This is a genomic window from Spirochaetota bacterium, assembly GCA_034190085.1.
In the GTDB taxonomy this organism is placed as follows: Bacteria; Spirochaetota; UBA4802; order UBA4802; family JAFGDQ01; genus JAXHTS01.
This window is the reverse complement of sequence record JAXHTS010000076.1, coordinates 1-22267: the sequence shown is the minus strand read 5'-3', so window position 1 is coordinate 22267 and position 22267 is coordinate 1. Positions and strand designations below refer to the sequence as shown.

Genomic DNA, 22267 nt, shown 5'->3' with positions numbered 1-22267 from the left:
AGTTAAACACCACCTCGATGACATTCACCGACTGTAACATCATTCTTGAAATAATTCATCGATTTATGAATTTAAAGAATACCCGCTTTTGTTGAATTATTGAGGAAGGATACCTTGAAAAAGAGAGAGTAATTTCTTCTCAATGGCAAGAAAAATATAGATTTAATCAAATCTAAACAAAAATATATAGCTTGCTCTCTCTTAAGCAGGCTAAGCGTCCTATTGATTTCTAAATATTTTTAGCTCATTTAAAAGCCAAACTTTGCTTTCAATGACAGGTTGTCCCGGGCAATTAATTTTATATGACTTATGACTCAAGGTGCTTTTCGAAGCACAGAAGTCGATAAACTCCTCTGTTGTAGTAATTCTCTTATTATAATACATATATTTTTTTGAAATATGATTAACAGCTTGTTCAGGATTGTGCTCAGTACCATTACGAATAAACATGCATCCAGAATTTTGTATATATTCCATCAAATGATCAATTTCTAATTGCATTTTCCTATTATCAGCAATGGCAAATACAATAAAGAACAGGAATATAAAGAGAGTCAGGATTTTCTTCACAATACTAAACCAATTAACCAATTAGTTATTATGATCAAATTATCATCTAAGTGTCTATATTATAATGCCCTTACATTGAGAACTTCAAGTATATTTTCAATAGACATACAGCAACATAGAAGAGCAAGAATCCTATTAGGGATTTTCTCATCCCCCTTTCCTACTGAAATAGATATTTAATAATAATTTCTTGTATATGCGCTAATATATTTGAAATCATGAGTTTAATATATCAAATAAAACCTTGACTGAATTATTATTCAAGTACAATGACTGACCTTATGTGATTAATTCTTTATGCTAGTGGGTTATAATAATTTGTTCAAATACTACATTATCTGATTGAACGAATTCTCAAGCACATCAGTGAGATAAGACACACGAATACATTTATGTGAAAACCTGCATTACAACAAAATAATCGGAGAAGCTTAATATAATTCCTGCGAAGATTCGTGTGAAGAAACATATACGCAATAAATATACATCCGATCATTCCAAAAGGCTTGAATCAATAAGTAGGTCGGCTCAGATTGCTTCTTATGCACCTCAGTTTATACCTCAGGGTACTCTTACCTTTCAGCCTAAGCATGGATAGAATCAGAGAGTTGTTTTCGGAAGTCATGCTGACTTCAATGTTTATCCCATTCTTTGTGATTGTGGAGTTAATTTGAACCATACCATTGAGAATCACAACCTAAAGGTGATGCTTAATAAATGAAAAATTTAAATATTACATAATTACAAATATTTAGAGTGAAAAGCTGTAACTGAATCCAGAGTTACTAAATAAGTAGTGACATTTTTATTTGTACTATCCAACATTTAACCTGACACTTTAATTTACATTTGTTGTCTGTAATTTATTATCCAGCATTATTCTATAGCAATATTCTTCGAATCTAGAAATGTTTGCATGGGCGTTTTTCCGTAACAATACTTACCAGTATGTGTCCTCTCATCATTATATTCTTTTATCCAATAGTCAAGATCTTCTTGTAACTCTTTTAAATCTCTGTATATTTTTTTTAAAAGCAAAGCGATAAAATTCATTCAACACAGTCTTATGAAATCTTTCACAAATGCCATTCGATTGAGGGCTTCTGGCTCTTGTTTTAGAATGACCAATATTCTCAATTGCTAAATACAACTGATCTCCATGGATTTCCATTTTCCTACAATATTCAGTCCCTCTATCAGTTAAGATCATCAAAAGGGGAATCTCTTGATCATCAAAAAATCGCAACATTCTATCGTTTGAAATATCCGCAGCTGTAATAGCAGTTTTAGTAGTGTAGAGTTTAGCAAAAGCAACCAATGTCTCCAGATCATGTGTTTGCCAAATATTCCTTACTCTACCTGGGGAAGCGAATAAGCCATCTTTCTTTAACTCGTTAGAAACCCACATTTGGCTATAAGCCGGACGATCAATGGCCATCCATAAACTGCATCTTCTATTATAGGATTGATCTTATTTTTAATATTAGGCTTCTCTCTGCTAATCTCTTTAAAGCTTCTTCACCCCCTTTCTCATAAAGTTCTGTAAATTTTCTGACTCGCTTCTCGTTCATTTTATCCTCCTCTTTGTTCTTCGGAGGTTTTACTAACTTAATCTTTCATTATAATGGTCTCATTTAATTGAAGCGATACAAAACGAGCAAGGAATAGCTTTATGGATTTTAATTACACGGAGTATGTTATGCTAATGGTCTTCTGAAGAGTATTTTCTTCTTTGTGTGGATTGAAATTTTTATAACTTATAGTTATATCGAATAACGCAAGCAGATATTTTGACTGAAAGCCTTATATGCCATAACTTCTAATTAATCATTAAATTTGGCAGCCAAAGGCTTATCTGCGGGAAGAAATAGATGATCAACATACCTAAGACCATAATAAGAAAGAATGGCGCGGTTCCCTTTATGATGGTTCCAAGCGGGGCCCTCGCAATTCCCTGAATTACAAAGAGGTTAAGTCCAACAGGCGGTGTGAGGAGTGCCATCTCCATGTTTAGGGTCATCAGCACGGCAAACCAAACACCATCATATCCGAGACCAATAATAATCGGATAGATTACCGGCAATGTAATCATCATTACAGAGGCGACCTCAAGAAATAGACCGAGTACAATAAACATTATCATAATAAAAGAGATTACCATCCATGGAGCAAAATTCACATCGTTCACAAAGGTCATCGCCTGTTGAGGGATCTGGAGAAGCGTGAGGAAGCGGCCCATAGTCAAGGCTCCTGCTATGATGATTATAATAAAACCTGCATTTCCTCCACATTCTCTCAACATGCGTGGTATATCACGGAGTCCGATTTTTCGTCTAATTATAACCATCACTATTGTATAAACAGATGCAATCCCACCGCATTCAAGAACCGTGAAGACACCTGTGAAAATGCCAGCTGTAATTATTATCGGAACCAGCAACACCCATACAGCATCTCTCATTGCCTTCCATCTCTCATCCCATGACCAGGCCTGCTCCTTTTCATAAGTTCCGGATCTCTTGCAAAAAATGACAGAGTAGATGCCGAATAACGTCACCATCATCAGGCCAGGAATCAAACCAGCTATCAACAACCTGCCCATCGACTCCTCGGTTACTGCAGCATACAGGATCATTGTGGCTGAAGGGGGTATCATTATTCCCAGTGTCGCTCCAGAACCTATGAGTCCATAGGAGAAGGAATGGCTATAGCTTCTCTTTAATAGTGAAGGGAGGGCAATAAGGCCGATTGTAGCAACCGTTGCCACGCTAGATATGGAGATTGCGGCAAAAAAGGCACAGGAAAATATAGTGGCAAGGCCCAAGCCCCCAGGTAGGCGGCCCATCCATTTAGCAAAAAGATCATATAACTCTTCACCAGCACCTGACATTTGAAGCACAAAACCCGTTAGAATAAACAAGGGAAGCGCTGCCAGGGAAAAATTTCCTAGAGTGCCGTATAGTATCTCAGGCACCTGTGTAAGCGCTAAGCTACCTCCATAGTGATAATAAAGCCCATACATGCCAATCAGTCCCAGTGTCGCGAATACAGGCACGCCGGCAAAGAGTAGGAGTAATAACATTAGGATCAATCCTGATATAGGACTAGAGGTGAGAAGGAAAGCTGAGTATCCCAAAAGGATAAAAAAAAGAATAATCAGCAGATATGATTTATCAAACCACCTGTCACCATTCTTTAAAAGTTCAAATTTTATCATATAAATGTTAGAGACTATGTCAGTAATTAGTTGGATGATTAAAAGTATGCAGCCAACAGGGAGAGCGAGCTTCATCGGCCATATGTAAGGCTCCCAAACACTGGGGAACCTTTCTTCAGTTATCAGAGAATGCCAGAATCCATCCCAGGAATAATAAATCAATAATATAGTAAATAAAAGGGTGATGCTTAGGGTGACTATGTTCCAATAGGCTGTAGTCTTTTCAGAGAAGTATGAGATTAGAATATCAACTCGGACATGCCTCTTCTCCTTCTGACAGAATCCCAATGTCATAAGGCAAAACCATACAAGAAAAATGACAACAAGCTCTATTGACCAAATCGTCGGGGAGTTAAAGAGTCTTCGTGAAATAATTTCGTATACTACTATTAGTATTATCAATAAAAGCAAGATCCCAGCAGTTAAACCCGTTCCAGCGGCTAATAAATCTGATGTCTTATCGAGTATTCGCTTCGCATTTTTCATCTCACATCTCCCCTTGTCGCATTTCACTTATTATTCAGATTTTGTTTCTTCTATCCAGCGATCGTACTGATTTATAAGCCTTTCTCCAAACTCTTTTAACGCAGCGCTTCTCAATGCTGGTTCTATTATTGGCTTCCAACTGGTGTTGTACTCTTTATGGGAGATTTGATTAATTTGGACCCCCTTCTCCTTGAGTTTAATAAAAGCTTCTTCTTCTTTATTGTAAACCTGCATATCACAGTATTCTGTAGCGTCTCTAGCTGCATCTATTATAATTTGCTGTAAATCAGCAGCCAGGTTATTCCACCATTTCACATTTGCGACAATGTGAAAATCGGCCATAGCTACCCTCAATATGAGGAGATGCTTAGCCACCTCGTGCCACTTTCGATCATAGAAGCTAGTGATTCCAGAGACCGCTCCATCAATTGTTCCTCGCTGAAGCGCCATATATACATCAGCAGAACTCATAACCACTGGTGCTCCTCCCAATGATCGCACTTCCGCTGCTGAAGATTTTGAAGGAATCCTGATCTTCATTCCCTTCATATCTCCAACCCTTCTTACTGGCTTTGTGAGGATGTAACCACCGCTGGAGTTGTAAAGGATGGGCGCAATGATCTTGCACATTCCCTTTTCTTCCATCAATCTTGACTGATATTGAAGCAAGGGGCCTCTTATGACACGGAGGTTATGGTCTCTATTGTCGTAGATTCTTGCAGAATAAGGATTTACTCTGGGAACAATGCCCTTCCACCAGGGGAGGAAGGTTTGAGCCATTTCAATGGTGCCAGTGGAAATAGCATGAGGAACCTCTGAGTCCTTCATGAGTTGACCGCCAGGGAAGTTTTTAAATACAAGATGGCCGTTACTTTTCCGATTTGCTTTATCACAGAATATATCAATCGCCTTTGATATATGATGACCTATTGGCATCTGACTGCAAATCTTTATTTCACTCACTTTCTCTTCCTGCTTAGAGCAGGTTGAAAGGCTTATAAATGCAAAAATTATTACAAATACTATGCTCCAGAGAGATGCCCTTCCCATTAGACTATTCATTTTCCCTCCACCTCGTGTTTTTATTTTTTGATATGTATAAATAATTAGGAATACTAATTATCATACATATCAAAAAAACAATTGTAAAAAAGTACAAATACTAATTTTTTTATGCTATTTCAATTATAATCCATACCTTACCCCTAACTGGGATCAAGATTAATCCTAATCACTTCATTTGTAGTTAGTAATATGTAAAATCAATTTTTTCACTACTCAATATTTCTTACACCGAAAAAATGGTTACTTTTCATTTTTTTCCTTGATTTATTGCTTAATCCAACTAGCGTCTTCTCTGTGTGAGAAAGTTTTTATTATTCAATAAGATTCACTTAGTAAAGTATCCAGGCAAATGTTACAATATCTTCACCCTTGGAGATAGTAATCAACTTCATCTATTTCATTAAGTCTTTACCCAAGGTGGGATTGATAGACATCAATTTATTGAATTTTTTCAGGATAATTGTAACGCTTTACTCTTATTATTTTTTAATTCTAAAAAGAATATTATACGGGAGGTCCTTATGCCAGGAGATCCGGTTTTAGTTGAAGTGAAGGATAGGATTGGTCAAATTACACTTAACCGACCAGAAAATCGTAATAGTATGGATTACGAGGTTTTGCCTGCATTTCGCGAGGCAATATTTAATCTGAAAAGTGATAGGGATCTTCGCTGTGTGATAATCACAGGCAGCGGAAAATCATTTTGTTCAGGCGCTGATTTTAAGAGCAGTATGAGTGTTGAGAATGATAAACGTATGCCACAAGAGGTTGTGATGGATTTTTACAGACCATTCCTTGATATTCAGGAGTTTGAAATACCAACGATTGCTGCCATGAATGGACATGCCATTGGAGGCGGATTCGGGCTTGCACTCATTTGTGATATTCGAATAGCAAATAAGAATTCAAAGTACGGCGCAAATTTTACTCGTCTTGGACTTCACTCAGGTATGGCAATCTCCTATATGCTTCCCAGGATTGTAGGACTGCCTGTAGCCAATGAGTTATTGTATACAGGTAGATTGATAAATGGTGATGAGGCTGCTAATATAGGATTGGCTAATTACTCCATGGAGGATAATAAGGTCTTGGATAAATCCTGGGAACTGGCAAGGGAAATTGAAGCCTGCGCGCCTGCGGCTGTTAGAATGATAAAAAGCTCTATCTATCGCGGTCTTGATTGGAATCCAACTAAAGCTGCGGAATACGAGTCTCATTGCCAATCGCGAACCTTCGAAATGGAGGATGCAAAGGAGGGAATTAGGGCCCTGCTTGAGAAAAGGAGTCCGAATTTTCAGGGTCAATAAACTAACTATAATGCGATTATATACAAAAATTTTTTTGGGTAAGCTGTGGGATGTTAAAGATAGCTAAATGAATTATCCGCTTTTTATATAATTTTACATCAATAATTATTGAATTTTTGAAATTTATAATCGCTACAAAGAGATACTGTAAACTATTTTTTTTTCACTTGATTTTTTATATGTGATTTTTATTGTTATTCATATTAATGAAAGGAGATAATAGATATGCGAAAAGTTAAAATAATCGGTGGAGCCATGAGTAAATTTGGGAAACTTATGGATCGAAATATGAAATCTATAGTGGCTGAGGCTGTTAATGGAGCCTTGAAGGATGCAAATATTACCAAAGAACAGCTTCAAGGTGCGTGGGTCGGCAATGCTGCTCAGGGTGTTTTGGATGGGCAGGAATGCATCAGAGGACAGGTTGTCTTAAGGAATATTGGTATAGGAGGAATACCTGTAGTAAATGTAGAAAACGCTTGCGCTTCCTCCTCCACAGCATTGAGAGGCGCTTGGGCTATGGTAGCATTGGGGGAGATGGATTTAGCATTAGTTCTTGGAATGGAGAAGATGTACTTTGAGGATCGCAGCAAGGTTTTCCCAGCCTTTTTTGGTTCCATGGACGTAGAGATGCTTCCCCAGCTTATGGCAGAATTCCAAAAGATGGAAGAGGAGATACAAAAAAAGCAAGCTGCCAAAGGCGAAGGCACTAAGAAGAAATCCGGGCAACGCACAGTATTTATGGATGTCTATGCTATGATGGCACGTCAGCATATGGACAAATATGGCACCACACAGAGACAATTGGCTGTAATAGCCTCAAAGAACCACAATCATTCATCAATGAATCCTCTTGCTCAATATCAGACCAAATTTACCGTTGAAGAGGTTCTCGAGGCTCCAGAGGTAGCGTGGCCTCTTACTCGACCTATGTGCTCTCCAATCGGGGATGGCGCGGCTGCAGTTATTGTATGCTCTGAAGACTTCGCCAAAAAGATTGGCGCCAGCAATGCTGTGGAAGTTGCTGCATGCATGCTAACCAGCGGCAAGGACCCTGATATGGGTGGAGATAAATCCCTGCAGGAATTAGCTAAGAGCTCTTATGAAAAAGCGGGTATTGGCCCAGAGGATATTGATCTTGCTGAGGTTCACGATGCTACAGCTATTGGCGAACTCTATGCCACAGAGGAATTGGGATTCTGCCCAATTGGCGAGGGTGGAGCTTTTGCTGAGGCCGGTCATACAACACTGGGAGGGAAAATTCCAGTAAATGTGTCCGGTGGGTTGGAATCGCAGGGGCATCCAATAGGCGCTACCGGTATACGACAGGTGACAGAGGTCTATTGGCATCTATCAGACAAGGTTGGCGAGAGGCAGGTGAAGGGAGCCAAGGTAGGGCTAACTCAAAATGCAGGCGGAACTGTCGGTGGCTCAGAGGGAGCGCTTTCTATAACCATCCTTAAGAGATGATAGCTGTATCTTAATCCATGATTTAAAACATTTTATTTATCTTAAGAAATCCATCAGCGTTGGCATAATTGTCTTTGCTCCAACTGCCAACGCATATTGATGAACGCTCTCCAGCCATTTGAAGTTCATAATCGTCTCAGGGATGTCTATCCCTTCAGACTTTGAGAGTATCTCAAGGACATTGGATTTTGTATACTCTGCCCTCTTGGCTAATTCATCAACCCTGTTCTGTTTAGCACCAATTGATGCAATGTGTTTCAAAATATTATCCAGAGCCATATCAATGAGGCCAATATCTCTACCGCCTACAAGTTCCTTGTCTCCACGCACAAGATCATCCCTGAGCTGAATGAGCATTTCGAAGATTGACATGCCTCCAATCGTAACCGTTGGGTCAATGTTATTTGGAGGATTTGGAAATTCAGTACTGATAAGGCCTATATCTTTCAACACCCTACCGCTGCCGGCATCCTCCAGCCATATATCATGTGGAGCTGTGGTTTCAAGTATTATATTATTTCTACCACCTTTTGAAGCCTTCACATTTAAGGCTGCATTATTGATCTTATCTATGATTAAGTCAAGGTTATCACCTGCTGAAATGTTAATCTCCTTGCCATCAATTCTTATTGCTTGATTAGTTTCTGAGCTATAGTTAGTCGCATCCTTATTAGAAGTTAGTATTTGATTTGTGGCCCAGAATACCACATTCCCAGGAATATTTATATCCATGTATTCGCCCTTTGCGACTTCCCTCTTCTGCCTGCCTATATCTCCCCTATACTCCACACCAATCATTGCGTCTCCCTGATTTCCAGCAGTAATAGTCTGATAAACCGGCACAAAGGGGTGCGGGGTTTCCTCAGTGCCTGTCTGATAACCTCCAAATATAGACCTCCCAGTGGGACTCTTGCTATTCGCAATTGTTACAATTTCCTCAAGTAGTTCATTTATCTCTGTTGCTGCAGCCTCCTTCAACTCAAAGGATGTGTATATTCCATTTGCCCCCTGCACAGATAGCACCCTTACCCTATGGAATATTCTCATAGCGGATTGAAGTGCGATATCAGCTCCATCCAATGCGGATTTACTCTCGTTTATATTATCAATAAATTGACTAATCTCAGTTATTCTAGTCTGGTATAACATCTGATTTGTAGTAGCGATTGGATTATCTCTGGGGATCCTAACATTTTTTCCTGTGGAAAGCTTTTCCTGAACCTCATCCATGATGAACTGATGTTTGTTTAGGTTAAACTTAACCGTATTGTTTATCATCTGATTCGTTACTCTATACATACCCTTAAGCCCCCATCCTGATTATTGTATCGAGCATCTTATCAAAGGTCGATATCACCCTTGCCGTTGCGTTATACCCATGCTGGAAAGCCACCATGTTTGTCATCTCCTCATCGAGATTTATGCCTGATATCGATTCTCGAAGATTTGTCAAATTTTTTAGCAGGGTATTTTGATTCTTAATGCGATCCTCTGCCTCCTCTCCCTGCGCGCCGATTCTTGAAACCAGCGATGTATAGAAGTCATTAAAGGTTGTATTTGCATCTATCATTGCATTCTTATGCCGAAGGTTCGCAATTCGAAGAGCGTTTGTTCCATCCCCGATTCCATTGGTATTGTTAAAATCACCGGTTCCGCCAATATCTTGACCTTGAGAAGCGGCTATTTTATCTATGTCATTAAAAATACCCTCGGACAGTGTAATATATGATGCCGGATTATAGCGGGGGGTGATTGTGATATGCTCTCTATCCGGCAGGAATTTAACTATATCGTTAACTCTCCTGTAATCGAATGCCCCCTGCGCCCCGCTCTGCTTCAGTATGCCCGTTAGCCCAACCAAAAACTGCCCAGAGTCCTCAATATGCCTTATTATAAAGTTCTTTTTATCCAAATCCTTGGCAATTGTTGCTTTCAGAGCAAGCTCACTATTGTGGTTAATGTAGGCTACAACACCCAACTTGGCATCATTTATCTTTTTTATAACAGTATACACAGTATCGCTTCTCGCATAATCAATCTGTGCATCCATCTCAAATTCGTCGTTAGTTGCGAATGTCAATGTGCCAGTTATTCCAATAGCTGCGGAGGCATCAACTTTGTTGTTCCCTGATACCTTGTATATGGCTGTAACATCCTCAACGCCATCATTATTCAGATCGTGATTCCCCTCAACATTATCGGATATGTCAATATGCCTGAAGAAATCCGCGTTGGTTGTGCCGCTTCTGCCAAAACCATCCCTATGTATTTCGTTGGTCAGGTCTACGAGATTTATAGCAAATGCATTGATGTCGTTTATATTATCTCTTAATATTCTATCCCGAACCTCTATCAGACCAGCAAGCTCGCCGCCTTCCGGATTTATTTCCCTTCCGGTATCCCCCCATACAACCGTATAATATCCATGGTTGTCATGGTCTAAGGCAACCGCTAGTGGTCTTATCACCTCGCCCTGTACGAGATTTTCCAAACCCTGATACACTATCAACTCATCTCTATCGCTTCTGCCCACAGAGATGTTTATAATCTCAGACAGCTTCTCAATTAGGGCATCCCGTCGATCCTTCAAATCATTGGGATTGTCGCCCACTGCCTCAGCCTTTAGTATCCTTTCGTTGAGGTCTCTTATATCCCTGGCGTATACATTTATCTGTTCTACCTTATGTTTAACCTGCCTGTTTGCATCCTGTTGCAGATCGTACAATTGCCTGTATATATGTCTAACATCATTGGATAGGTTAACAGCCTTTTCCTTAACAACCTCCCGAGTTGACCTCTCCTCAGGATATTTTGATAATTCTTCCCAGCCTTTCCACAGCTCATCAAGGCGACTCCTAATAGACAGATCCGATGGTTCATTATAGACGATCTCAATTTGGTATAAAAAATCGTTCTTTGTTTTCCAGTAACCCATCACATCCTTCTCTATGACAATCCTGTCATCCACAAAGCTATCCCTCACCCTCTCAATTGATGAGATCACAGAACCCTGTCCAATATTTCCTGGCGTGTTTGCCCTGTTCAGGGCAGGGACATATAGCGGATCAGCGGCTGTTATGATTACCCTCTGTCTTGAATACTCCTCATTAGCGGCGTTTGATATATTATGTCCTGTCACATGAAGCGCCCGTTGATGTGACATGAGCCCCTTTTTGCCTATCTCAATGCCCATAAATGTGGAATTCATAAGATCACTCCCTTATATTATTTGATTAAATAATAATGGGTCTTCTATACATGTTTTTTCTATTCCCTTCTCATCATATCCATTCTTTAATATAATTGATTGTTTTAATTCAAGTAAGGATATATTAAAGAATTCGAGGTTATCTTTTATCATCCTTTGGTTTGTCTCCTGGAGGGATTTCATCATCTGAATAATTTTCTTAAGCTCCTTACCCTTCTCAAGAATACAATTAGACGAGTTCTCATCTACACAGCTCAAGTTTTTAAGACTAATATCCTTGGATGTAACATCCGGCCAAAGGATGGGTTTATACTCTTCAATAATACTGATTCGGTTTAACTCAAGAAGTTCTATTGCTTTGATGAATTTTTCCTGCGAAGAGGATATGGACTCGAGGGCTTTACCATCTTTCTTAATGATTGCCTTACTCTTATCCTCTTCAAGCATGTAAAGTTGTTTGAAGATGGATATCTCTTCACCTAATACCCTTTTGATAGCAATTATGAGATTTGTCATATTTCCATCCATGAAATATATTATAAAATTCCTTTTATATGCTAGTATATCGGAAGAAAATAAAATGTAGATAAGAATTTTTAAACAATGTCTGCAATTTATAGATACGAAAAGCAATATCTTTTGCGATGAACAAGATTAGGTCATAATAATACTTCACTTACATATTTTTCAGTAGTGATAATCATGCAGTGCCCGCTTTTGCATTAGGTCTTTACAGTCCTTGACTACCAACACTTCTTGGGGTACCGGATAAAAAAGGATAATGCGTTTAATATTTATCAAATCTATTATATTTACTGATGGATCAATAACAGGAAATGACGCTTTGTCATTAAGATCATGAAATATCTAACAAAAAGGAATACTGCTGATATATATCCGTTGTCACCTATGCAACAGGGAATGCTGTTTCATTCCTTATTTGAAAAAGATTCCTCAGCATATTTCGATCAATTTGGATGTTATATTGATGGTAAATTGAATATAAAATACATAGAGGAGGCATGGAATCATTTAATAAATAAGAATCCGATATTTAGGACAGTCTTTAACTGGGAAGTTGCAGATGAACCTTTACAAATAGTTTTGAAGGAAATGCCTATAAGACTTATAATAAATACTACCTGCTATGGAGTTGTCATCATATTTTATTAGATGGATGGAGCATGTCGCATATTATAGGGGATATGTTAATTATTTATAATGCCTTGAAAAATAATGAAGTTCTCCCTGAAATAAATAGACCTCCTTACAAGTACTATATCTTATGGCTAAGCAAGCAAAACATAGAAAAGGGAATGGAATACTGGAGGGAATACCTTACAGGATATGAACAAATAGCGACTTTACCAAAGATCCAAAAGCAAAAAAAAGATGAATATAGAGCGAAAGAATACAAATTTATTATAGATGAGGAATTGACAACCAGTTTAAATAACATTGCCAAAGCTAATCATACAACAATTAATATAGTATTTAAGACGATCTGGGGGATATCACTCCAAAAATATAACAATACAGATGATGTTGTGTATGGCACAGTAGTGTCTGCTCGAACTGCAGAAATTGAAGATATAGAAAAAATAATTGGATTATTATTGAATACTCTACCTGTAAGGATAAAAGCAGAGAAAGGGTATAGTTTTACTCAACTTTTACAAATAGTGCATCAGAATACAACAACATCATTAGGATATGAATACTGCCCATTATATCTCATACAATCACTTTTTTCAACTAATAGAAGCTTAATGGATCATATATTGGCATTTGAAAATTATCCAAGCGAGGAGATTGTTAGACTGTTTTTTATTAATGGAGAACTAAAGGACCGGATTGGCTATAGCATAGAGCATATAAGTATTTACAAACAGACTAATTATGATTTTAATATTATTGTTTTTCCAGGCGATAATTTAAATGTTATATTTTACTATAATTCCCTAGTTTACGAGAAAGATACTATCAAAAAGATAGCAAATCATATAAGTTATGGGTATAATAACGATTATAAAATATTATTTGAATTAAACGATTGTGGAAAGAATAAAAAAATATCCATTATCTGTATTCCATATGCAGGTGGGGTAGGCACAGCATATCAAAACCTAGCATGTGAGATTTCTTCCCTGAATGACAGGATCGCATTATATTCAATCGCTCTGCCGGGGTATGATATATCATATGAGGAAACTTGTGGCAATTTTATTCAAAAAATTGCTATAGAATGCGTCAAGGAAATAACAAATAATATATCAACTCCTATTATCGTTTATGGAAATTGTGCAGGCAGCGCTTTAGCTTTAGAGATTTCAAAATTGATTCAGCAAACAGAGGGAGAACTGGTCTGTGTAATCCTGGGGGCGGCTATTTTAATTTCAAGGACTTCAAATATTATACAATTTATTAATCCCTGGAAATATATTAGTGATAAAAGAATATACAAAATTATGAAAAATCTTGGCGCTTTCAGTGAGGATGTATCCAGTGAGACGTTAAACATTATTATAAAAAAATTTAGACGAGATACTGATATTGCTTTCAAATATTTTACTGAAATATACAATAAACATGATCAGGTTAAATTGAATGTGCCAATTTATAATATAATTGGCAATGTTGATTCATTTACCAAGAAATATAAAAAAGATTCGATAATTGGTGACTGTTTTCTGACTCAGTTGAACTTATTGAAGTTGAAGATGGCGGGCATTATTTTGTTATTGATAAGCCATCTATAGTGGCAAAGATTATTAACGAAATAATAACACAAAAATATAAAATGGAAGTGCCTTCGGAATTTAGTTTTTGATGCCTAGAAGTGTTACTTCCCGCACTGTTAGTTGTAATACCCTCGATCTCCAGCTTTAAATTGCGTTATCCTATTCTTTTGAATCATTCATAACTATAACAAAAATTACTTGATAACATCCCTTCATACTCCATCGATGTTTACCCATTCAATTTCACCTTCCAATATTTGTTAAGGTGGATAAAATAACAAGAAGAGCTGGTGAGAGTTTCATTACATATGTTTAATCATTGCTGAATATACCATATCAACGGTTATATCATTCATACACCTAAAGTGCTCTTTCGGACATGCCAAACGCCCCTTCGCGCTGCAGGGACGGCAATTCAATGATATCTGAATTACATCATCCTCCATATTATAGGGGAAAAATCCCAACTCTTCTGTTGTTGATCCAAAAATGGCGATCACAGGAATTGAAACAGATCCGCCTATATGCATCACACCAGTATCATTGGTGATAAGACAGTCCGAAATTGAAAGAGCCATTGCTGTCTCTAGGAGGGATAATTTTCCGGCAAGCGAAATTGCTTTATGGCCGATCCCTGTAGCTATCTTCTCAGACCTCAGTTTATCCCTCTCTCCACCAAGCACAAAAATCCTGGATCCCTTCTTTTCAGATATTCTACATCCAAGCTCAATAAATTTTGAATCTCCCCATTCCTTAGTGTTCCATTTCGCAAAGGGCATAATGGATACAATCATTTCTCTATCCCTCTGTATCACACCCTTCTCTATTCTTATTATACTACTAGTAATATCAGGATTTTGAGAAAGATTGTTCCTAAGTTTTATGCTGATCCCCACTAAGGCATTTGCTAATTTATCATTATCAATCCATATCTCTGTTTTACCCTCCAGTGAGATATCCAGTAATCTAGCAACATCAAAATATCTATTTATTATTGAATAGGGTTTGTTGTATAGATTTATCCCTGCATTTATTAGCAATAATCTCTTGATATAGCGCTTCTTTAATGCTTGCTTAGCAACAGCTTTAATAAATCTCCTGAAGATAAGGCTTCGTAGGCTTCTATGCAGGTCAAGGATATGTGTGTATCCATTATCTCGAAGCTTTGCTACTCCCTTGATTAAGCCTGCATATCCTTCATCTCTGTTTATTAAAATTAATCTATCTATGTAGGGATTATACTTCAATATGCTGCTGTATTCATCCAGGGTTAGATAATCGATCAAGGCATTGGGATATTTCTTTTTAATGGATCTGATTAGGGGAGTTGTGAGAACTATATCTCCTATTGAGCTGAATCGAATAATTAATATTCTGAGATGCCTGTTACTTGCCGGAGGTATAATACTTATCCCTTTTATTAGTGTCAAGATCGGGCCTTAATTGATTTGCGTTGTGTAGATAAACATGGATCATGCTTTCCTGATCTTTATCTGAGTTTACATGCATAAGCACCCTTATACAATTTTTTAAACTCCCCTTTATTGGAATCTCCCTAGTGCATAGTAGTGGTGTATAAATCCACCCTAAATCGCGAGCAGCTACTGCAGGGAACTCCGCATTAATATCATCAGTCACTGAGAGTATAACCGATGCTATATCTTGTAGATCGATGTCATTTTTTTCGACAATCAATTCTAATAACTCACTTGTTTTTTCAACAATCTCTTCTCTTATATTCGACTTCACAGTGGTAGCGCCTCTTACTCCCCTAACAGCCATATATTACTCCTCCATAATTTGTATGTCGCTGCCTATTGATTTCATCAGTTGCAAAAAATTTGGAAAGGTTATTGAGACTGATTCAGCGGTGTCTATAATCGTTTCTCCATTAGCCATCAGTCCTGCCAGTGATAGCGACATAACAACACGGTGATCGCTATGCCCATCTACTTTAGCTCCTTTCAGGTCGCACCTCTTAATAATTATTCCATCATCAAGTTCCTCAACATCAGCTCCCATCTTCTTTAACTCATCATTCATCACCGAAATTCTATCGGTTTCCTTTAATCTGGCTTGAGGCACATTGACAAGTCTTGTCTCGCCGTCTGCAATGCATCCAGCTACTGCAAGCGCTGGCAGCGAATCTGGGATAGAATTCAGATCAAAGGTACCACCCTTAAGTTTGCCCCCGTCTATTCTTATAAAATTATCCCCAATCTCAATTTTAGCTCCCATCTCTTTTAATATATCAATAACCTCCTTGTCTCCTTGAGTATCGTTAAAATCTAGACCTTTCAAAATTAGTTCCGAACCTGTAATTGCCGCAGCTACAAGTGGGAACGTTGCAGAGGAAAAATCAGCTGGAATTTGTTCGCTGAAGGCCATATATCCTTGATTTCCAGTTATATGGAACTCCTTGAAATCCTTATTAGCATATTTAATGCCTAATTTATCCAACCAGCCAAGTGTCATTACAACATAGGGCATTTCATTTAAAAGAGGTACTTTTATGATGGTATTATCACTGGCAAGCGGGGACGCGATCAAAAGGGATGTCAGATACTGTGAGGTCACAGCTTTAATACTCGTTTCTCCCCCCCTTATTTTCCCCTTAATGATAATTGGAGGCTTTCCATTACCTCTCGTTGAAAAAGCATTACCCCTTAGGTCTGTGATAGATTTCAAAAGCGCATCTGCTGGGCGATTTCTCATCTGATGGTCACCGGTAAATACTGTAAATCCTTTCACAAGGGATGCAAGGCCAAGACCAATGTAAAGCGAGGTTCCGGAATTCCCAATATCAACAATATCAGAGGGGATATCCAATTCTCCACCCTTACCCTTTACCCTCCAACTGTTCTCCTCAATACATACCTCCGCTCCAAATCTCTCTACCATATCAATACATGATCTTGTATCAGCAGAATTTAAGGGGTGTTTTATGATTGACTCTCCCTCTGCAAGTAAAGCAAAGGCAAGTGCCCGTATTGTGTGTGATTTGGATCCTGGTATATTAACTGCTCCATGGAGCTTAGATGGTTTAACTAAAAACTTCATTATTAGATCTTTATTATATTATTCATCTAATTTCAATAAGTATATAAATTCTATCATATGTAATAATAAGGGCGGGTGCAAAAACACATAACCAGATTCAGACAAAACCTTTTAGTTATTTTGTCAATTGATTAATGTATTAGTCTATAAAAAGTAGTTCTCTTTATTTGTATTACGGAAATATAATTATAGTCAATATAGACGAATATTCATAAAAAATATAAATTGAATAAATTCAACATATCAGTTTTATATGAAAAAAGCGTTTTATATTTTTATTGACTTTCATCTAATTCTCAGTTAATATAAATAATCATTAAATATTAATGTGAGGGTGAGAAGCAATGGCTAAACCATTATTAGGTGAACTGTTACTAGAGGGTGGAGAAATAACCCAGGAGCAACTTGACCATGGCTTGGAAATTCAGAGTAAAGATGGCGGACTCATCGGTATAATATTAACAAATCTGGGATATATAACCGAAAAAACTCTCGTTAAATATCTAGCCATGCAAGCGGAGAAGGTTGTGAAGACAAAATAAGGTTATGAACATGAGGGTTAGGTTGTTATCAATACCTCTACACTTCAATTTCCTCAAGCCAGCCAAACCTGTCCTCATACTCTCCCCTTTGAATATTGGTTAATCGATTATAAAGGCGAGTAATCACCGGGCCAGCGTCATTATCATAGGGAAAATCATAATCTCTGCCTCTATAATGAATGCAACTAATGGGAGTTATAACTGCGGCAGTTCCCACAGCCCCAACCTCATTAAAGGTATCTATCTCTTCTATCGCAATGGGTCTCTTCTCAACACTCATTCCTAAATCTTCTGCTATTGTTGCCAGGCTCCTATTCGTAATGCTCTGTAATATCGTTTCAGAGTGAGGGGTTAGATATCTATCTTCAGAGATGGCAATAAAGTTTGAGGTGCTAAATTCGTCTATATATTTTTTCTCTTTAGGATCAAGATAGAGTACAATAGGATAACCCCTCGCTTTCCCATATTCACTGCCGACTAGTCCAGCCGCATAATTGCCGCCAACTTTACAATCGCCTACCCCCTTGGGGGCAGTTCTGTCGTATTCCTCCACAACCAGAGCCCTAACAGGTTTAAATCCTCCTTTGTAATAGGGACCAACTGGAGAGACAAAAACTGTAAAGATGTATTCCTTAGCTGGACCCAGCCCAACCTGAGGGCCTATACCAATGATAAGTGGTCTAACATAAAGGGTAGCACCTGTCTCATAGGGAGGGATAAATCTATTATTTTCTGAGACAACCCATTTGATTGATTCTATAAAGATATCAAGGGGGACTGGCGGAATACTAATTTTGTTACAACTGTGTTGAAATCTTATTGCATTTTCCATTGGACGGAAGGCTACAATCCGTCCATCTACAGTCTCAAAAACCTTCAGGCCCTCAAAAGCCTGTTGAGCATAATGAATACAGGGATCAGCTATATGCAGATTGATTGTCTCATCTGAGGTAATCTCTCCCTCTGACCATTTTCCATCTTTATAGTGATATCGTACATTATAATCGGTTTTTATGTATCCAAAGGGAAGATTTTCCCAATCCAAATCCGCTCTCTTTATCTTTAGTCTATTCATTATGCCTGCCTTCTTCCATGCCTTTCAATAAATGTAATAGTAATTATATCTAATAATTTTTCCACAAAAAATGTCAAGTGCATTCGGTCTAAAATATAACGTTATCAATTACTATTTATAGTAATAACCCAAGTATTAAATTGACAGTAATGTTTTTTATTTATTAATATTTAATAATTCATAGTTCATAATATAGCTAATATTATCAAAATCTTGGCTATTATCAAGAAGAAATAATAATCCATATTGATCTCCCATCTTCCATACAACCTTCGCTTGCAATACTATTTCCTTTTTGCCACCGATATGTAGAAAGATTATATCATTCTTATTTATATTATTTTTCGATAATATGCAAGACCCTGTAATAGAAATGTTTTTAAGCATACACTCGATCTTGTTGTTCTCTTCACCTGGGAAATAATAATAATCTCTTGTTACTGATATCCGTTCATTCTTGCGCCTCTCTGCAGTCATTTTACTTTTTCTTGCCCCCTTTATACTAATTGTATCACAATATGTAACAGATATTGAAATAAATAAAACTAACTCAAAGCAGATTATTGAAAAAATATAATCATCACATCGGTGTATCAATACCTGCTTTTATAATAATCTATTAACGAATATAGAATATTTAGATAGGATATATATCTATCAGGATAGATATTGCCCATATCCACCTGTCTCTTTACCTCACAGGAAGGCTCATGATCATGAGTGCAAGGCTTAAACTCACATAAGTCAGCATACTTCCTAAATTCACTGAAATATTGTCCTAACTCATGTGGCTCAATATCCATTAGACCAAATTCTTTTACTCCAGGAGTATCAATTATAAATGTCTCATTGGGCATGATGATCATCTCAACATTGGCTGTGGTATGTTTTCCCTTTCTTGTCTTAATAGATACATCCGAGGTTCTGAGTTTTAAACCCGGATTTAGGTAGTTTATAGCGCTGGTCTTCCCCACTCCTGAACTTCCAACAAAAAGCGAAACCTTGCCTTTCAATAACTTAGTCAGATCATTCATGCCCTCGCCAGTGATTGCGCTAACCATGCAAATACCAATTTTAGCTTCAGCATAATAATTTTTTATATATTTAATGGTTTCCCTGTTTGCTAAATCAATCTTATTTATACATAGCAGAATGCCGATTCCCTCTTTTTCTCCACGTACAATAATTCTATCAACAAATCTAAAATTAAATTTTGGATTATTAAAGGATTGTATTATAACAATGTGATCAAGATTACTTGCAATGATATCCTCTTTTCTATTCTTCCCCTTCTCCTTTCTTGAAAAGATGTTCCTCCTTGTTTGGATTTCATTAATTACACCAGTTCCATCATTGTTTAAATCAAATCTCACGAAATCGCCTACAGCTGCAGGATTTGAATAATGGAGCATCTCTTTGTCTTTTCGAATTCTTCCCCTCAATACACAATTGATTTTCTTGTTATTCCATTGAACTGTATAGTAGGCTCCATATATCTTAATAATCATTCCTAAGACATCTTTCATATAATATATTTCATAATCAATTTATTAGTAAAATAAAAAAGCTGGGAAGGATCCCAGCTTATCATACCGAAACAAATAGAAGATATCATAAATATTATATGAATTAATTAGTACTATTCTTTTGGCACAACCTTAAATGTAACTCTTCTCTGTTTTGGTGATCTCGGGTCTTCGGTATATAATAAATCAGATGAACCAACACCCTTATAGGTTAATTTTGATGAATTAATTCCAGCATTTTGAAGTGCATTAAATACTGTTCGAGCCCTATCATTTGATATCTTTATGTTTCCGGGCTTATTCCCAACAGGCTCTTCTGGTCCACTTGCATCTGCATGACCTGTCACCTGGAGCACATAACCCTCTGGAATCTTGGTAATTACATCCTCCACAATTGGCTTGGCTGCTTCAGCCCAATCCCTCCATTCCTGCGATGGGAGTCTTGAACTCTTGTAACCAAATCCACCAATTGGAAATCTAGTTAACTGTTCATTTTGATTAGAAATCATTACATTGGGATCTACTATGTCTTTTTTGACAACTTCCTTCTTTGAAGCACAACCTATTGTCCAAACTAGAATGATGGATAATAATAGAATTAAATTCTTTTTCACTTATACCTCCTTAATTACTAAATAATTAAATTTTTAATATAATTTACTACTAATATACTGATTTTCAATAGAGATTCTGTAGGCTAAATAAATATAAATAATTATGTCAAGGAAAAATCTAAAAAAAATATGAAACCTCTCATGGTAGTAATAATTACTCATACTTATTGACTTCTATTCATAGCTTGAGGTTCATAAGCAACTTGCTTTCTGCTATCAGTGTGGATAGATAATATATTTTTTCGAGTATAAATTGATAGATATTACAAAAAAATGCTAAAGTATATTTAACAAATAGCCGATACTCAGTAGAGCAAGGTGCAGTATAGTAACTCCCTCCCGTTTATACTATATTGTAATCTTGGCACTGCATAACAAAATAACCTTTATGGTGAAGGCAGAATAGCCGCCCAGCTATTCTGCCTTTTTTTATTTATTATTATTGATAATTGTATCATAAAATTTACTTATGATTTATAATAAAAAACAATTTCATCAATATTCATAGGTAAAAATAGATAATTGAAAAGAGGTAGCTACAATTGTGCTTATTTCTAAATGGCTTAGCATATCTATATAGGGGATCATAAAAACTTTAAAATATTGAAAAAATGTGAGATTTATACATCTATACCATATAATGAATATCATTACAAGGATATAGGTCTTAAAAATTATGTTAAAATATTGCCCAAACTGTAGATCTGAGAAGATAGGTTATGACGGATTCAAGCTATATTCCTGCCCAAATTGTCTCTGGACATATTATCAAAACGCTTCAGCAGCAGTAATGGCAATTCTCGAATATCAAGGAAAAATACTTTTTACAATTAGAGCAAAAAATCCGGCAAAGGATAAATTAGATTTTCCCGGTGGCTTTATTGATCCTGGAGAGAATGCAGAAATGGCTATAGAAAGAGAGATAAAAGAGGAATTGGATATACAAGATTTACAATTCACTTATCTAGGCTCAGCTGCAAATAATTATGAATATAAAGACATTATTTATTCAACTTGTGATTTGATATTTACTGCTATTATTAAAAGCCTTCCTCGTGACTTTCAGCGGTCAGAGATAAAGGATATAGTTTTGTTAAATGTAAATGAGATAAAATATTATAACTTAGCATTTCCCTCAGTGAAGAGAGGAATTGAATTGTATTTAAATAAATTATCTGTAACTACTCAGCAATAGTCAGTAGCTAAATTGCAAATATATTTGATTTCCTTTAAAGATTTCATGAATTGCTTCAATTACATGTGTAATAGTTAAGATAATATCTGACATTCCGATAATAATACTGACACTTATTCCCCCCGGGGGGAATAAGTGTCAGTTTTCGGCAAATACAATTATGAGGAGTGTATATGAACCAAGAAGACAAA

18 protein-coding genes and 2 pseudogenes are annotated in these 22267 nt (G+C 36.9%); 6 read left to right on the top strand and 14 right to left on the bottom strand.

Features of this window, described 5'->3' with window-relative positions:
• Positions 1-219 precede the first annotated feature (219 nt).
• The 4 genes and pseudogenes from SVZ03_15845 to SVZ03_15830 form a co-directional block, all read right to left on the bottom strand.
• Positions 220-501, bottom strand: coding sequence for a DUF5329 domain-containing protein (locus SVZ03_15845; GenBank protein ID MDY6935679.1), 282 nt, complete (start codon positions 499-501; stop codon positions 220-222).
• Between the two features lie 945 nt (positions 502-1446).
• Positions 1447-2141: pseudogene (locus SVZ03_15840) on the bottom strand (integrase core domain-containing protein).
• A gap of 248 nt (positions 2142-2389) precedes the next feature.
• Positions 2390-4273 carry a TRAP transporter large permease subunit gene (locus tag SVZ03_15835; protein MDY6935678.1) on the bottom strand — a complete coding sequence of 628 codons (1884 nt, stop codon included), beginning with the start codon at positions 4271-4273 and terminating at the stop codon, positions 2390-2392.
• A gap of 30 nt (positions 4274-4303) precedes the next feature.
• Positions 4304-5335 carry a TRAP transporter substrate-binding protein gene (locus SVZ03_15830; GenBank protein MDY6935677.1) on the bottom strand — a complete coding sequence of 344 codons (1032 nt, stop codon included), beginning with the start codon at positions 5333-5335 and terminating at the stop codon, positions 4304-4306.
• 524 nt (positions 5336-5859) lie between these two features.
• Between SVZ03_15830 and SVZ03_15825 the strand changes: the two genes are divergently transcribed.
• A complete protein-coding gene (locus tag SVZ03_15825; GenBank protein ID MDY6935676.1) occupies positions 5860-6645 on the top strand; it encodes an enoyl-CoA hydratase/isomerase family protein in 786 nt (261 codons plus the stop codon).
• Between the two features lie 225 nt (positions 6646-6870).
• Positions 6871-8115: a thiolase family protein gene (locus SVZ03_15820; GenBank protein MDY6935675.1), complete on the top strand. Its 1245-nt coding sequence runs from the start codon at positions 6871-6873 to the stop codon at positions 8113-8115.
• Between the two features lie 36 nt (positions 8116-8151).
• On the opposite strand, the gene SVZ03_15815 is transcribed toward SVZ03_15820, so the two are convergent.
• Genes SVZ03_15815 through SVZ03_15805 form a run of 3 tightly spaced genes read right to left on the bottom strand, consistent with a single transcriptional unit; the run spans position 8152 to position 11839 of the window.
• Entirely contained in the window at positions 8152-9414 is a 1263-nt protein-coding gene (locus tag SVZ03_15815; protein ID MDY6935674.1) for a flagellar hook-associated protein 3, read from the bottom strand.
• Between the two features lie 4 nt (positions 9415-9418).
• Complete coding sequence (gene flgK, locus SVZ03_15810) at positions 9419-11323, bottom strand: flagellar hook-associated protein FlgK (protein MDY6935673.1); 1905 nt, start codon at positions 11321-11323, stop codon at positions 9419-9421.
• Positions 11324-11335: 12 nt separating this feature from the next.
• Positions 11336-11839: a flagellar protein FlgN gene (locus SVZ03_15805; GenBank protein MDY6935672.1), complete on the bottom strand. Its 504-nt coding sequence runs from the start codon at positions 11837-11839 to the stop codon at positions 11336-11338.
• A 342-nt stretch (positions 11840-12181) separates the two neighbouring features.
• Between SVZ03_15805 and SVZ03_15800 the strand changes: the two are divergent.
• Both SVZ03_15800 and SVZ03_15795 read left to right on the top strand, forming a co-directional pair.
• A pseudogene (locus SVZ03_15800) lies at positions 12182-13269 on the top strand (condensation domain-containing protein).
• Positions 13267-14082, top strand: a complete 816-nt coding sequence (locus SVZ03_15795; GenBank protein MDY6935671.1) for a thioesterase domain-containing protein — start codon at positions 13267-13269, stop codon at positions 14080-14082. The pseudogene SVZ03_15800 and the gene SVZ03_15795 overlap by 3 nt, the downstream one beginning before the upstream one ends.
• Before the next feature lie 284 nt (positions 14083-14366).
• On the opposite strand, the gene SVZ03_15790 is transcribed toward SVZ03_15795, so the two are convergent.
• From SVZ03_15790 to aroA, 3 genes are read right to left on the bottom strand one after another with little or no spacing between them, the layout of a single operon-like run.
• A complete protein-coding gene (locus SVZ03_15790; protein MDY6935670.1) occupies positions 14367-15494 on the bottom strand; it encodes a glycosyltransferase family 9 protein in 1128 nt (375 codons plus the stop codon).
• Positions 15451-15846 carry a chorismate mutase gene (aroH, locus tag SVZ03_15785; protein MDY6935669.1) on the bottom strand — a complete coding sequence of 132 codons (396 nt, stop codon included), beginning with the start codon at positions 15844-15846 and terminating at the stop codon, positions 15451-15453. Before aroH ends, SVZ03_15790 begins: the two co-directional genes overlap by 44 nt.
• A gap of 3 nt (positions 15847-15849) precedes the next feature.
• Positions 15850-17124 carry a 3-phosphoshikimate 1-carboxyvinyltransferase gene (aroA, locus tag SVZ03_15780; protein MDY6935668.1) on the bottom strand — a complete coding sequence of 425 codons (1275 nt, stop codon included), beginning with the start codon at positions 17122-17124 and terminating at the stop codon, positions 15850-15852.
• A 344-nt stretch (positions 17125-17468) separates the two neighbouring features.
• On the opposite strand from aroA, the gene SVZ03_15775 reads away from it, so the two are divergent.
• The gene (locus tag SVZ03_15775) at positions 17469-17666 is read left to right on the top strand and encodes a hypothetical protein (GenBank protein ID MDY6935667.1); all 198 of its coding nucleotides are present in this window, start codon (positions 17469-17471) and stop codon (positions 17664-17666) included.
• A gap of 37 nt (positions 17667-17703) precedes the next feature.
• On the opposite strand, the gene SVZ03_15770 is transcribed toward SVZ03_15775, so the two are convergent.
• The 4 genes from SVZ03_15770 to SVZ03_15755 form a co-directional block, all read right to left on the bottom strand.
• On the bottom strand, positions 17704-18741 hold the full coding sequence (locus tag SVZ03_15770) for a branched-chain amino acid aminotransferase (protein MDY6935666.1): 1038 nt from the start codon (positions 18739-18741) through the stop codon (positions 17704-17706).
• A 156-nt stretch (positions 18742-18897) separates the two neighbouring features.
• On the bottom strand, positions 18898-19218 hold the full coding sequence (locus tag SVZ03_15765; GenBank protein ID MDY6935665.1) for a PilZ domain-containing protein: 321 nt from the start codon (positions 19216-19218) through the stop codon (positions 18898-18900).
• Between the two features lie 116 nt (positions 19219-19334).
• The gene (gene rsgA / locus SVZ03_15760) at positions 19335-20267 is read right to left on the bottom strand and encodes a ribosome small subunit-dependent GTPase A (protein ID MDY6935664.1); all 933 of its coding nucleotides are present in this window, start codon (positions 20265-20267) and stop codon (positions 19335-19337) included.
• A gap of 113 nt (positions 20268-20380) precedes the next feature.
• Positions 20381-20881 (bottom strand): OmpA family protein, encoded by a 501-nt coding sequence (locus tag SVZ03_15755; protein MDY6935663.1) that lies wholly within the window; start codon positions 20879-20881, stop codon positions 20381-20383.
• A gap of 790 nt (positions 20882-21671) precedes the next feature.
• Here SVZ03_15755 and SVZ03_15750 point away from each other — a divergent pair.
• Positions 21672-22076: an NUDIX domain-containing protein gene (locus tag SVZ03_15750; GenBank protein ID MDY6935662.1), complete on the top strand. Its 405-nt coding sequence runs from the start codon at positions 21672-21674 to the stop codon at positions 22074-22076.
• Positions 22077-22267 lie beyond the last annotated feature (191 nt).

Excerpts from the sequence above, each read along its gene's own strand:
- SVZ03_15845 (MDY6935679.1), bottom strand. The coding sequence starts at position 501 with ATGCAATTAGAAATTGATCATTTGATGGAATATATACAAAATTCTGGA.
- SVZ03_15835 (MDY6935678.1), bottom strand. The coding sequence starts at position 4,273 with ATGAAAAATGCGAAGCGAATACTCGATAAGACATCAGATTTATTAGCC.
- SVZ03_15830 (MDY6935677.1), bottom strand. The coding sequence starts at position 5,335 with ATGAATAGTCTAATGGGAAGGGCATCTCTCTGGAGCATAGTATTTGTA.
- SVZ03_15825 (MDY6935676.1), top strand. The coding sequence starts at position 5,860 with ATGCCAGGAGATCCGGTTTTAGTTGAAGTGAAGGATAGGATTGGTCAA.
- SVZ03_15820 (MDY6935675.1), top strand. The coding sequence starts at position 6,871 with ATGCGAAAAGTTAAAATAATCGGTGGAGCCATGAGTAAATTTGGGAAA.
- SVZ03_15815 (MDY6935674.1), bottom strand. The coding sequence starts at position 9,414 with ATGTATAGAGTAACGAATCAGATGATAAACAATACGGTTAAGTTTAAC.
- flgK (MDY6935673.1), bottom strand. The coding sequence starts at position 11,323 with ATGAATTCCACATTTATGGGCATTGAGATAGGCAAAAAGGGGCTCATG.
- SVZ03_15805 (MDY6935672.1), bottom strand. The coding sequence starts at position 11,839 with ATGACAAATCTCATAATTGCTATCAAAAGGGTATTAGGTGAAGAGATA.
- aroH (MDY6935669.1), bottom strand. The coding sequence starts at position 15,846 with ATGGCTGTTAGGGGAGTAAGAGGCGCTACCACTGTGAAGTCGAATATA.
- aroA (MDY6935668.1), bottom strand. The coding sequence starts at position 17,124 with ATGAAGTTTTTAGTTAAACCATCTAAGCTCCATGGAGCAGTTAATATA.
- SVZ03_15775 (MDY6935667.1), top strand. The coding sequence starts at position 17,469 with ATGGCTAAACCATTATTAGGTGAACTGTTACTAGAGGGTGGAGAAATA.
- SVZ03_15770 (MDY6935666.1), bottom strand. The coding sequence starts at position 18,741 with ATGAATAGACTAAAGATAAAGAGAGCGGATTTGGATTGGGAAAATCTT.
- SVZ03_15765 (MDY6935665.1), bottom strand. The coding sequence starts at position 19,218 with ATGACTGCAGAGAGGCGCAAGAATGAACGGATATCAGTAACAAGAGAT.
- rsgA (MDY6935664.1), bottom strand. The coding sequence starts at position 20,267 with ATGAAAGATGTCTTAGGAATGATTATTAAGATATATGGAGCCTACTAT.
- SVZ03_15750 (MDY6935662.1), top strand. The coding sequence starts at position 21,672 with ATGGCAATTCTCGAATATCAAGGAAAAATACTTTTTACAATTAGAGCA.